Source organism: Mycolicibacterium sp. CBM1, from assembly GCF_054073305.1.
This window is the reverse complement of record NZ_JBSXPP010000014.1, coordinates 39,701-52,163: the sequence shown is the minus strand read 5'-3', so window position 1 is coordinate 52,163 and position 12,463 is coordinate 39,701. Positions and strand designations below refer to the sequence as shown.

Sequence of the window (12,463 nt, the reverse complement as noted above, 5' to 3'; positions counted from 1 at the left end):
GAGTGACCGTGACACCCACCGAGACGGCCTCGGCGACAGGCGTATTGCCCCGCAGCGACGCCGACCCGTTCGAGTTCGACATTCTGGAGGATCCGACCGACTTCCACCGGCAACTGCGCGACGCCGGCCGGCTGCTCTACCTGTCGCGGTATGACGTGTACGCCATGGGCCGGTACGGCGACGTGCACGCGGCTCTCGTGGACTGGCAGTCGTTCGAATCCGCGGCGGGTGTGGGACTGAGCAACTTTCGTCGAGACAGGCCGTGGCGGGTGCCGAGCCTGCTGTTGGAGAGCGACCCGCCGCGGCACGACGCGCCCCGCCACGTCCTGTCCTCGATCCTCAACGTCCGATCGTTGCGGGGCCTTCGCGAGCGCTGGTATTCCGACGCTGAGCAACTCGTCGACCGCTTCGCCGATAGCACCACACTCGATGGTGTCGCCGATATCGCTCGCGTCTTCCCACTGCGGGTGTTCCCCGATGCGGTGGGCATCGGCAGGCAGGGGCGAGATGCTCTCCTGCCCTACGGGGATCACATCTTCAACGCGTTCGGCCCCAACAACGCGCTCGTCCAACGCGGTGCCGCACGCATCGGCGAGCTATCGGGGTGGGTCATGGCACAGTGCGAGCGTGACGCGCTGGCTACCGAGGTGTTCGACGGCCAGCCGACATTCGGTGCTCAGATATGGGACGCCGCCGACCGGGGCGATATCACACACGAGCAGGCACCGCTGATCGTGCGGTCATTGCTCTCGGCCGGAGTCGACACCACCGTGTTGGGGATCTCGGCGGTGCTGCATGCCTTTGCGACGCATCCCGAACAATGGCAGGTGGTGCGTGACAACCCGAATCTGATTCGCATCGCCTTCGATGAGGCGGTTCGGTTGGAGTCGCCGGTCCAGACCTTCTTCCGCACCGCGACGCGAGAGATTGCCGTCGGTGAACATGTTGTCCCCGAAGGCAAGAAGATCCTGATGTTCCTCGGTTCGGCGAACCGCGACCCGCGGCGGTGGGACGAACCCGACCGTTTCAGGCTCGACCGCAATCCTTCCGGGCACGTGGGGTTCGGTATGGGTGTCCACCAGTGCGTGGGCCAACACGTCGCCCGGCTGGAAGCCGAAGCATTGCTGGCGGCGATGATCAAGCGATTCTCCGCGATCGAATTGGCAGGCACCCCACGGCGTCATCACAACAACACCTTGCGTGCCTTCGAATCGTTGCCCCTTACGCTAGTCCCGGCGTGAGCCGACTAGCTGCGGTCCAACGCTCCCGTGGCGCACATGTCGATGATCATTCGGTAGAAGTGCACGGCGCGTTGCAGACCCTCCGGCGTGACCGTGCACGGCTCGTCGCCGGAGGTGTGAAACCACGGCCCGGTTTCCACCCCCTGTAGGCAGGCCACGCCGAGAGCCGCGAGGTGGGCCGGCTCGGCGATGGCCGGCTCGGAGATGCGAGCCGGCGCGGTGTACATGGTCTGCGCGGCGGCCTGCGCGATCACTTGTCTCAGGGCGGCCGATCCGTTCGACAGGGTGAGTTCTCGACCCGGCGAGTCCCACCCGGTCGGCATCAGTTCGTAGTCACTTCCGCCGTAATCGTCGCTGACGCGGTTCATATAGCTCGGGTAGATCGCGGCTTGTGAGATGTGTTCGAGGTTGATGGCCAACTGAACACGGGATGCGATGTCGGGGATCAGCGACGCCAACTCCCGCATGCCGCCGGTGCCGTGATGATGTCCGGGGCTCAGATAGAAGTACAGATCATGATCCGGTCGGGGGCCGCCACCGTAGTGTCGGGCCAGAGCGATCAGCGCGGCGACGCCCGTCGCGTTGTCGTTGGCGCCTGTGAAGAACGAATCGGAGTGGGCGCTGACCAGAATCGCCTTCTTGGTTGTCGTGCGCCCCTCGAGCTTGCCGAGCACTGCGCGCGCGGTCAGCGATCGAGCCGGCTCGTACCGAACGTTCATGTCAAGTCGCACAGAATCCATCACACCGAGGCGAGCTGCCTTCTCGAGCACTGCGAGCAGGAATGCTCCGTCTCGGCCCCCTACCGTGAAACACGGTGTGTCGGGCGGTGACAGGCCGGCGACCGTCTGCATGTTGCCGGGGAGGTGATGGATCGCGACGACTCCGGTAGCGCCGGCTGCGATCAGTGCGGCGACCCGTTCGGCCAGTTGACCGTAGAACGAAGCCGGCTGTGGCCGGAGCGCCAGTACGGCGATCCGGCCGGCGACCGCGCGGGTAGCGATGGCGACCGGACTCGCGTCGTCGACGTAGACCACGGGCCCTCGGACATGGGCCGCCAGTGGCTGATCCTGGTGCGCTGCGGAGAGATCGGGGGTCAGGCCGCCCCCGGCGCGGTCCACGGCACCATGGCCTTCCATGGGGACGGCCGAGGCCAGGGTAACGTGCGTGGCTTCGGTGAGAGCGGTATCGCCCAGGAGCGTGACTGCCCAGTCGGCAGGGTGGAGGAGGCGGGTGAACGGGATCTGGACCGGCTGCACCGATGTTATCCCGGCGGCGCGGAAGTGCTGCGTAACGAAGTCGACGGTGCGCTCGGCCGCCTCGCCGCCCGCTAGTCGGCCCCACAGCCGCTCACCCTTGCGCCGGCTGAGGTCGCTGAAGGCGCACACGTCGTCGACGTAACCGTGGAGCCGCGAACCACTCAGCTCCGCGGCACCGGACGTCTCGGGCGGCCCGATGATGGGCAGGTCGCGACGGGAGAAGTCGAGGACCTGCCCAGTCACCGGACCGGGCAGCGCAAGGCCGAACCACTCCTGCACCGGGTGCCGATCGTTAGGGATTGATCAGGGTCGATGCGTCCGGGAGCAGGAAATGCCAACCGCGCTGGAGGAACTCGCCTACGAGTTCGCTGAATGCCTCGGGCCGGTCGGACTGGATGTCGTGGGCGGCGCGATGGACGAGAATCAGACTGCAGTTCGGCATCAGCCGCCGGTAGGTACGGCCGTTCTCCGGTGGAATGATCCCGTCGCGGTCGCCGAAGATGACCAGCGTGCGCACCGCGCAGTCAGGCAGGCGCCGGGTGAGATCCGCGTCCTCGGTCTCCGCGTTGGACATCAGTCGCTCGACCAGTGGCCAGGTACGGGCCATGACGGCGGGATCTCCTGGCTGCCAGGCCGGTTCGCGATCGGGCTGTGCCCGGAACCGGCGCTGCAGGTCGTCCACCGACGGCGCCGACTGCGGGTCGAACGCGCCAACCCGAAACGCCGCCGGGCCCTCGAGCACCATGGACAGGAGCCGCTCCGGGTGAGCCAGCGCGATCTGCAGCGCCACCGCACCGCCGATGGAGGAACCGAGGAGGTGGTAGTTCTCGTAGCCCAGTGCCTCGACAACCTGTGCAACCGTCTCGGCTAACTCGGCAAACGTCTGATGCCGGTCGTTGAGCTGGGCACCGAAGCCCGGCATCTGGATGACCAGAACGCGGTGCGCAGCTGCCAGGTTGTGTAGCGCCGGGGTGAGGACAGGACCGCCCGCGCCGTGCAACACGACCAGCGGATCTCCGGTACCGGCTTCGAAGTACTCGACGCAGAATCCGTCGACTTCTACAGTGCTGGAGCGGAATTCCTGCTCTGAGCCGGGATGGGCAATGGTTGCCACAGAGCTGGCGTCGTTCATCGATGAGCCTCTTCGCGGTGTAGTTCGGGAATGATTTCTTTGCCGATGAGCTTGATGCCGCGCAGGATCTGTTCGTGGCTGCACGAACCGGCGATACCGGCGAGGGTCAGCTCCACCCGCCCCATGCCGAGCACCTGCTGCGCGGCGCGGATCTTTTCGATCACAGTTTCCGGGCTACCCACCCACGCGCTGCCGAACGGCGACGGCGCCTTACTCGGGTCGGCGACGAAACCCTTGGGCGCGCCCGCCTGTGCTGCCCCTGCGGTGGCCATCACGGTCATCAGCTCGGGGTTCCTCGAGCTGAACATTCCCGAACCATGCGGCCAGTTCGCCGCGAGCACTTCCTCGCGTGCCTGCTCGTCCGTCTCGGCGACGTACACGAACTGGCGGTAGACGATGTTGTCCGCGGTCGGCGTCCAGCCGTGTTCCTCGGCTGCCTGCCGGTAGGCGGCGATACTGGGCGCGGCTTGCTCTGCCGAGTAGTAGCTGACACCTACGTCGCAGCGCATCCGGGCTGCGAACTGCGCCGAGGATACGCTGTTTGCCGACAACAGGATTGGCGGGTGGGGCACCTGCACGGACTGGGGAAAGACGGCGATGTTGCGGAACCGGTAGTAGCGACCCTCCCACCCGAACGGCTCGGGCTCGGTCAGGGCGCGGATGACGAGTTCGACGGCCTCCTCGAATCGCTCCCGCGATTCCCATGGATTGGTGCCGTAGGTGAGGTACTCATTGGGGGTTCCTCGGAGCAGGCCGAACCGAAGTCTGCCGTTGAGCATGATGTCCAGCGACGCATACTGTTCGGCGACGAACACCGGATTGTGCAGCGGGAGATCGGTGCCCATGACGCCGATATTGGCCTCGGGCAGATACTCCCCCAGTGCGGCGGCGAACAGGTGTGGCGAAGGTGACATCTGCGAGGTGGAGTAGTGGTGCTCGGCGATGTTGAGGGAGTCGAAACCCGCTTCGAACCCGGCGGCCATCTGTTCGAAACCCGCCCGCATCGATCTCACGCCGCTTTGGCTGTCGAACAGGCGTGGGGCTAAGGGCCAGTCTTCGACATCAGCGAGCGGTCCGTAATAGATGACCGGCGTAAATAGGTCGACTTTCACTAGAAACACCTTCCTTGTGCGGTTCAGCAATGTGGGCCGCGATAGTGCGCCAGCTCACAGCCGTGATGTTTCGTTCAGCCTACAGTGAGATATCACAGTGTCAAGGGCGTCGTCTGAACGGATTTGGGTGCGGATTCGAGCATTTCCTGCGGGCATGACGCGGTCCGGACGATGCGGGCGCAGTCACGAGTAGGGCGCCAAAGGGATTCTGCGGCAACGCTAGTCAGCTCCGAAACGCCAGGGCAGCACCACGATGGGGTGAATATGCGCCCCGGCGGGGTGCTTCACCCACGCCGAGCGAACGTTCGATGTGGTCGGCGGGAGAGGGCGAGTCAGCGCCGCTCGCACGTCACGCCAACCGGGTCAGTGCGTGCGGTGATGGCGCGCGTAGTGCTGGCGCAGGAGATCCTTGCCGTAATCGTTGCCGTTGGGCGTGCGCACGACCGTGTGAATGTGGAACGGCTCCGGTTCCGGATTATTGAGGAACACTCCCGGATGGTTGTCGTACTCGATCAGCACCACCGGGCTTTGCACGCGATAGTAATTCGCGCCGTCGCGATCGCCGTCGCCGATCCAGGCGAACCAGGTGTTGTCGAGGTGACGCTCGATGGCGGCGCGCTTGGCCTCTCGTGCGCCCCCGGGCATCCGGTCCAAGTAGGGATCACACACCGCTATCAGCGCCTCCCGCTGGCCGGGACTGAGCTCATCGGCACAGACCCCCTGGTAGGGCAGGACAAGGTTGTCCTCGCCGGCGCCGGCGAGGTGGCGGCCATTGATCGCGCCGTTGATGGCATGCGGCAGGTCGCTCGTGCGCATCGACGGATACAGCGTGGCCTTCGACCGTTGGGCGGCCGACAGGGCGTCGAACATCTGGAGGCCAACTTGCCGTTCGGCTTGCAGAACGGAGATGCCGTGGCCGTCCTCGCCATCGGCGAAACAGGGCTCGGCGCCCATGAACATCGGGGTCAGCGCCACCTGGCGGCCGAGGACCAAACAGCTGAGGTCCAGATGATGGCCCCACAACTGCCATCCCCACGGCTGATCCTTCGACGGGTGTCCGAACAGGGCGAAGAAGTACATCCACTCGGTCAACGTGTCGTGGTAATCGTCGATCAACTCACCCAGAGCAGCGTTGAGCCGCATGAGGTCTCGGGTGATCGCGTACCCGGTCTCACTGAGTGTTTGCGCCACGACCTCCATCGCGGCATTGCGCTGGCCGTCGCCAACATGTTGCAAGCAGATGCCGTGCGGATCCCAATCGGGGAAGGCGTTGGACCACATCCGCCACTGCGGTGCCTCGAGAGGCCACACCGCCACGGCCTGCTGTTCGGTACTGAGCGTGGCGGCGAATCGGGTCGCCGCAGCGACGATGTCGCGGGTATCGATCTCGTCGGCGAGCTGATGAAGGCCAGGTTGCGCGGTGCCGTCGACGGTGATGCCGACGAACGGGGTCGTGGCGTTCTCCACGACCGGCGGAAGCGGATGGCCTGCGGCGAATTCCGCGACTCCGGAAAAGTCCTTACTGTGGTCGAAACGGCCGTCTGTCAGCGGAAAGAGGCCCTTCGGCCGACCGCCGAAGAGCTTGAGGCGATCTCGGGGTGACCTCACTTCAGCACACCCGTGTCGGTCAGACCGATGGCGGCATGGACGACACCGTTAGCCGCGAACTCGACGCCCACATCCCACGGCTTTCCCTGCTCAGGGGCGGGGGTGTTGATCGTGAGGTGCCGCTCGACGCTCTGACTGGAGTTGTACTGACGGTGTGGAACGCCGGCTGGTAGCACGACGAGCGTATCCGGGCCCACCGTGTGTGTTTGGAGGGCGACCTCGATGGTGAGTTCGCCTTCGAGAACGAGGTAGTACTGGTCGAATTCATGGATGTGTGTACCGGGCCCGGCACCCCCGGGATCGACCTCGGCATACATGATCACTGCGCTGTCGATACCCGACTCGGCGCTCAACAGTGGCTGCATACGGAAGCCGGGAAGCGGATTCTGCATCCGTTCAGCGGACAAAACCTCGACGCAACCGGGCAGCTCGGTGCGCCACTCGGCCGGGACGTCGTCGACGGAATCGACTTGGTAGGCGATCGGTGCACCGGGCGCCGGCGCAGGGATGATCATCTCGAAGTGGGTTTCGCTGCCGGGCCCGTCGTTCCAGTTTCGGTGCGGCAAACCGGCCGGGATGATCACCAGCGTGCCGGGCTCGACGCTGTGCACGGACTCACCCAGCTGCACGGTCATGTGACCACGGAGCAGGAAATAAAGCTGGTCGACATGGTGATAGTGCAAGCCTGGTCCGCAGCCACCCTGCTCGATGTGGCTGTTGATCATCAGCGCGCTTTCCAGATTGGACAGGAATTGCGCGCGGTAGCCGGTGAATCCGGTGTCAAAGGCCTTGCTGTCGTCAAAGGGACGGATGAACTGCACGCTAGTGCTCCTCTGCCGTTGGTCGCGGAAATCGGGATGGAGGTCGGCTGATCCGGAAGTGCGCGACCAATCGGCACGGAGCCGCCGAATAGCCGCCGGATCAACGCAGTTCGCCACTGTCGACACTGTCGACGCTCTTGTCTCCCGATGACGCGAAAGCCGAACCGATGCTCGTCACAATCCTGATGATCAGGCGTGGTCACAGCGACCGCTCTACCGTAACCTATTCAGATCGCGACAATCTAGAGTAAATCCGGGTCATTGACAATGATTCATCAGACTGATGTTGTGGTCGAACCCGGTCGTCGGTCGGCGCGGTTCCCCCGGGTGTCCGCGTCGGGCGGATCAGCCCCGCTCGCGCATATGAGGAGAGAGGTGGATGCGTGTTGCTGCCGAACTCCCGATTTGCGGTCGCGAAGGCGACGCTGATGGCAGCGGCTGCCCGTTCGACCAGTCCGTCAAGTGAACAGACGTTCCTTCCAACAGGTTTCGAGCGGCCGGACGAACCGATGGTCAGCCCGGCGGTACGCTCGTCCGACCACAACTGCGAGGTTACTCCGTGAGCAGCTACGAAAGCGCCCCATGGCTATCCCAGTATCACGGTATGCCGTCACGCATCACCCCGCCGGCAACGACGATGGACGAGATCGCCGATGCGGCAGTGACGGCGAACCCCGACGGTTCGGCGCTGCACTATTTTGGTGCGACCATGACGTACGCCGCACTCGACGAGGCGGCCGACGCATTTGCTGTCGCGCTTTCCGATCTGGGTGTGAGACCGGGTGATCGGGTCGCGTTGTACCTTCAGAACAACCCTGGTTTCGTCATCGGGCTGATCGGGATCTGGCGGGCCGGTGCGGTCGCCGTGACGATCAACCCCATGAACAAGGCGCGAGAGCTCACCGAACTTCTCACCGACAGCGGGGCAGTGGTACTGGTGTGCTTGGAACCGCTCTACCAGAGCGTCGTGGCCGCGGCTGCGAGCAGTTGGAGCCGCCCGCCGTTGCGCGCGATCATCACCGTGCAACCTGACGATTTTCGTGGCGACTGTGCGGTTCCGGTGTCGGATGGTGTTGCCGGCGAAGATGTTCTGCCCTTGACGAGCCTTCTGGATCGATACCGTGGCCAGCGCTTCGAGCGGCGCCCTGTCGTCCCAGATGACCCTGCCGTTCTGGTCTACACCTCAGGGACGACCGGTGTTCCCAAAGCGGCGGTCATCACGCACGCCGGAATGGCGTTCAACTCCCACCTCTATCGAGAGTGGATGGCGCTCAACGAGAAAGATGTGATCTTGGGCGTTGCTCCGCTGTTCCACATCACCGGCCTGGTGGGCCATGTCGGTGCGGCGCTGGCGTCAGCGTGTGCATTGGTGCTGACCGATCGTTTCAATCCCGATGTCGTTTTGACCGCGATGCGTACCCACCGTCCCACGTTCACCGTCGCCGCCATCACCGCGTTGCGCAGCCTGTTGGCGGCCTCACCTGATCCGCGAGCCGACTTCGGATCTTTGCGGGCGCTGTATTCCGGTGGCGCGCCGGTGCCGCCGGCATTCGCCGATGACTTTCATGATCGCACCGGAGTGGCAATCCACAATATTTACGGATTGACCGAGACGACTTCGCCGTCCCATGCGACCCCACTGGGGCTCAGGGGGCCGGTCGATCCACACAGCGGGGCACTGTCGGTCGGCATCCCGGTCTTCAACACGATGGTTCGGGTGCTCGATGATGAGGGCCGTCCGGTGCCGGTCGGAGAGGCCGGCGAGATCGCGGTCAGCGGACCGCAGGTCATCGCTTCCTACTGGAATCGACCGGAGCAGACCGCCGAATCAATCGTTGAAGGCGAACTGCGCACCGGAGACGTGGGGTATATGGACGCCGACGGGTGGTTCTACATCATCGATCGGAAGAAGGACATGATCAACGCGTCCGGCTACAAGGTGTGGCCACGGGAAGTGGAGGATTTCCTGTACGGCCATCCGGCGGTGCGTGAGGTTGCGGTTGTCGGTGTTCCGGATCCCTACCGGGGAGAAACCGTCAAGGCCTTCGTGTCGTTGAAGGACGGTCACCGTTGTACCCCAGACGAATTGATCGAATTCTGCAAACAGACGATGGCGGCGTACAAGTACCCGCGCGAGGTCGAGCTGGTCGAAGAGATCCCCAAGACGCTCACCGGCAAGATCCTGCGGCGCGATTTGCGTTCGATGACCGCGTCGGGCACGGTGGCGGCCGACACGGACAGGTGAATCATGGTCAACCATAACGTGACTCGAACAGTCGAGATAGCCGCAGGCGCAAGCACCGTGTATCGAGGTAGCTTGGGCGGCGTTCAGTCCTCGGCGAAGCGCGCGGCCTTCAGAGGCCGGACCTCCGAAGTGACCACTGACGGCCACCGCGCGAGAGTTCGGATTACCCGGTGGTGTGATTCGACGATGTAACGACTGATGAGGCCGGCGACTGCCTCGGAATCTCGGCGGGCAATGGATTTGCCCGCCTCGTCGAACGGTCCAAGCGTACGGCCGGTGTCGAGTAGTTGGGAATCGATAACGATTGTCCACACCCGCGCCAGTTCGCTGGCGGTGCGCCGGTGTGCGTCGACGAAGTACTCGTTGTCAGTCGCCACGGCCAGCAACTCGAACAGCGCGTCGCACAACCGAACTCCCTCTTGGGTGGAGTCGGGATGGGCGCTGTCGTGGTCGTTTACTTGCTGAATGGCCTCGACGAGTTTTTGCGCGGTGTTGATCTGGGCATCCGATGCTGCGGCAACTCCGCGGCGCGCGATTTCCGGGCCGATAATCGACCAGAAGTCGAACATGGCGTCGACGGATTTGATCGTCATTGGCTTGACCTGGTAGCCCTTGCGCGGAATGGTCCGCACCAGCCCCTCATGGTCTAGCCGGGTCAATGCGTCACGGACCGGCGAGATGCCCAGCCCGAGTTCCGCGGCCAGCCCGCGTTCGGTCAGCCGTTGGCCTGGTGGGAGGCGGCACGACACGATATCGGCCCGGATCCGCTGGTGGGCCGCTTCCCCAAGAGAAAGCGGCGCCGGCATGGGTTCACTCAACGATGCATCCCTTGTTCGCGATGGTCTACCGTCGAGTGTAGAGCTGACGTGTCAGCTGTGCAGCAGTGGCATTGCACCGAAGGGCATCACTCCAGGTGCGGCATGACCTCGGTGGCGAACAACCGCATCGATTCGCGGACCTCCGGGGTGCGCATGCCGGCATGGCGGAAGCCGAGCATCAGTCCGGTGGTGCCGGGTACGGCCCCGATGATGTTGCGCAGCGTCTCGGTGACGTCCTCGGGGGAGCCCACGGCGGGCACGCCCATGTACCCCATGCTGCCTCCGGCGATCTGTTCCCGGGTCACCTCGGCTTCCGACGGGTCTGGCAATATGCCGTTGACGTCGCGGCGAAGCGTGTAGAAGTTGACGAAATAGTGCAGGCCCTCCAGCGATGCCTCTAGGGCGCGCTCTCTGGTGCTGGCCACGCACGCCATCAGCAGCAGCACCGCCCGATGCTCTGCCGGGTTGCGCCCGGCGGCGCGCAGGTGTTCGTCGTAGGCGGGTTGCCGCGGTGCCAGCAGGTTGCATCCCGCCTTGGCGGCCAGCGCCACGCTCTTCGGTCCCATCGCCGAGGCGTAGAAGGGGATTGCCGACTGAACGGGCCGCTGGGTGAAGGTGACCTCGTCGAAATGATAGTGCTTGCCGTGGTGACTGAAGGTCTCGGATTCGGTCAGGCAGCGCTTGATGAACGCAGCCGACTCGTAGGTCATGCCGAGACGTTTGGCCGGGTCGACGCCGAAGGTGCGGAATTCCTCGTACTGCGATCCCACACCGAACCCGAAGTCGACACGGCCCCCGGAGATGTTGTCGAGCACCGCCAAGTCCTCGGCCACCCGCAGCGGATTGTGGAAGGGCAGGCACAGGACTCCCGGCGCCATCCGGATATTGGTTGTCCGCGCCGCGATCGCGCCCATGGTGACGAATGGCGACGGCGTCCACTGACAGGGGGTCATCCGGTGTTCGCCGACCCACACGTGATCGAAGCCCAGTTCTTCGGCGTACACCGCGTCGTCGATGTAGTCGCTGTACACCTTCGGCAGTGGCTCAGGCCGATCGGGATGATTGCGTACGGCCATCGCCAGTCCGATATCCAACATGAGACCCTTCTCGACGGAATCGGTTCAGGCGCCCGATGTTTGGACACTTTTCATTGCGGCCCGCGGGAAGCGGACGCCAGGAGACCGGTTCGTGTGAAATATCACATCGGACGCTATAATATTCCTGTTACACGTGGCAAGACCCCGGCTCGGATTCGCAGCTTATTCACCGGCTCGGGCTGGAGCGGCGGGGGACATGCACCGTGGGTGTCTCCCATCGCGGTGAGAGGCAGGTTCGATTGTGCGATTGGGTTGTGACGTACCCTATTTCGGTTCCGCGAGCGAGATCCGTGATTTCGCTCAGGCGGTGGAGGAGCTGGGGTACGACACGCTCAACTTCTCCGAACATGTGGCCGCGACCCGCGACAGCCCGTTCCCGCCGGGCTTCTCCTTCGACGATCCCTGGCACGAAGCGTTCACCCACGCCGCGTACCTGGCTGCGGTGACGCGGCGGGTCGAGATCTCCACATCGATGATGCTGTTGACCACTCGGCCGACAGTGCTTGCTGCCAAGCAGGCAGCGGAGGTTCAACTGTTGTCGGAAGGCCGGCTGCGCCTGGGCGTTTCGGTGGGCTGGAATGGTCGGGAAGTCGAGGTGCTGGGACAGCAGCGGGCCGAGCGTGGCCGCCGACTCGAGGAACAGATCGAGGTGATGCGGCTGCTGTGGTGCCAACCGTCGGTCGACTTCAGCGGAAGGTTCCACCAGTTGGAAGGGGTGGGAATCAGCCCTCGTCCGGCCGTGCCGATCCCGGTCTGGGTGGGCGGCGGCTCGTTCGGCACCGGTGGTGTTCCCACCGACGCCGTGCTGCGCCGGATCGTCCGCTGTGCCGACGGCTACAAGATGTTCGCGCCACTGGGGGCAGCGCCCGCAGTCGCGCTGCGCGTCGTCAACCGGCTGCGCAGCCTCGCCGAGGAAATCGGCCGTGACCCGCGGTCGATCGGCGTCGAGGCGCGACTGCTGACCCACGTCGACCCCCCGGAGACCTGGGCGGCGACGGCCGAGCGCTGGGCGCTTGCCGGTGTCGATCGGATCGGCCTGGGAAACCGCATCCTTGGCGGAACGGTGGACCAACAGCTCAGTGCGTTGTCCGCGGTCATCAAGGCGCTGTGCTGATCTCGCAGGCCCCTCCGGT

10 protein-coding genes are annotated in these 12,463 nt (G+C 64.6%); 3 read left to right on the top strand and 7 right to left on the bottom strand.

The window, feature by feature from the left end:
- Positions 1–8: 8 nt before the first annotated feature.
- Complete coding sequence (locus ACXDF8_RS18500) at positions 9–1,241, top strand: cytochrome P450 (protein ID WP_457224736.1); 1,233 nt, start codon at positions 9–11, stop codon at positions 1,239–1,241.
- Between the two features lie 5 nt (positions 1,242–1,246).
- Here the strand turns inward: ACXDF8_RS18500 and ACXDF8_RS18495 are convergent, their stop codons facing one another.
- From ACXDF8_RS18495 to ACXDF8_RS18475, 5 genes are all read right to left on the bottom strand, one after another.
- Positions 1,247–2,776, bottom strand: a complete 1,530-nt coding sequence (locus ACXDF8_RS18495) for a M28 family peptidase (RefSeq protein WP_457224735.1) — start codon at positions 2,774–2,776, stop codon at positions 1,247–1,249.
- Between the two features lie 13 nt (positions 2,777–2,789).
- Positions 2,790–3,629 carry an alpha/beta fold hydrolase gene (locus tag ACXDF8_RS18490; RefSeq protein ID WP_457224734.1) on the bottom strand — a complete coding sequence of 280 codons (840 nt, stop codon included), beginning with the start codon at positions 3,627–3,629 and terminating at the stop codon, positions 2,790–2,792.
- A complete protein-coding gene (locus ACXDF8_RS18485; protein WP_457224838.1) occupies positions 3,626–4,633 on the bottom strand; it encodes an LLM class flavin-dependent oxidoreductase in 1,008 nt (335 codons plus the stop codon). The genes ACXDF8_RS18490 and ACXDF8_RS18485 overlap by 4 nt, the downstream gene beginning before the upstream one ends.
- 471 nt (positions 4,634–5,104) lie before the next feature.
- On the bottom strand, positions 5,105–6,349 hold the full coding sequence (locus tag ACXDF8_RS18480; protein WP_457224733.1) for a DUF3500 domain-containing protein: 1,245 nt from the start codon (positions 6,347–6,349) through the stop codon (positions 5,105–5,107).
- Positions 6,346–7,170 carry a cupin domain-containing protein gene (locus ACXDF8_RS18475; RefSeq protein ID WP_457224732.1) on the bottom strand — a complete coding sequence of 275 codons (825 nt, stop codon included), beginning with the start codon at positions 7,168–7,170 and terminating at the stop codon, positions 6,346–6,348. The genes ACXDF8_RS18480 and ACXDF8_RS18475 overlap by 4 nt, the downstream gene beginning before the upstream one ends.
- 604 nt (positions 7,171–7,774) lie before the next feature.
- Here ACXDF8_RS18475 and ACXDF8_RS18470 point away from each other — a divergent pair.
- Complete coding sequence (locus ACXDF8_RS18470) at positions 7,775–9,415, top strand: class I adenylate-forming enzyme family protein (protein ID WP_457224837.1); 1,641 nt, start codon at positions 7,775–7,777, stop codon at positions 9,413–9,415.
- A gap of 83 nt (positions 9,416–9,498) precedes the next feature.
- Here the strand turns inward: ACXDF8_RS18470 and ACXDF8_RS18465 are convergent, their stop codons facing one another.
- Together ACXDF8_RS18465 and ACXDF8_RS18460 are read right to left on the bottom strand one after the other, a co-directional pair.
- A complete protein-coding gene (locus tag ACXDF8_RS18465; RefSeq protein WP_457224731.1) occupies positions 9,499–10,233 on the bottom strand; it encodes a GntR family transcriptional regulator in 735 nt (244 codons plus the stop codon).
- Between the two features lie 86 nt (positions 10,234–10,319).
- On the bottom strand, positions 10,320–11,330 hold the full coding sequence (locus ACXDF8_RS18460; RefSeq protein WP_457224730.1) for an LLM class flavin-dependent oxidoreductase: 1,011 nt from the start codon (positions 11,328–11,330) through the stop codon (positions 10,320–10,322).
- A gap of 241 nt (positions 11,331–11,571) precedes the next feature.
- Here ACXDF8_RS18460 and ACXDF8_RS18455 point away from each other — a divergent pair, with 241 nt between their 5' ends.
- On the top strand, positions 11,572–12,444 hold the full coding sequence (locus ACXDF8_RS18455; RefSeq protein ID WP_457224729.1) for a TIGR03619 family F420-dependent LLM class oxidoreductase: 873 nt from the start codon (positions 11,572–11,574) through the stop codon (positions 12,442–12,444).
- Positions 12,445–12,463 lie beyond the last annotated feature (19 nt).

What these genes read in the sequence shown, in the direction of transcription:
- ACXDF8_RS18490 (WP_457224734.1), bottom strand. Translation starts at nt 3,629, where the DNA reads ATGAACGACGCCAGCTCTGTGGCAACCATTGCCCATCCCGGCTCAGAG.
- ACXDF8_RS18485 (WP_457224838.1), bottom strand. Translation starts at nt 4,633, where the DNA reads ATGCGGGCGGGTTTCGAACAGATGGCCGCCGGGTTCGAAGCGGGTTTC.
- ACXDF8_RS18470 (WP_457224837.1), top strand. Translation starts at nt 7,775, where the DNA reads ATGCCGTCACGCATCACCCCGCCGGCAACGACGATGGACGAGATCGCC.
- ACXDF8_RS18460 (WP_457224730.1), bottom strand. Translation starts at nt 11,330, where the DNA reads ATGTTGGATATCGGACTGGCGATGGCCGTACGCAATCATCCCGATCGG.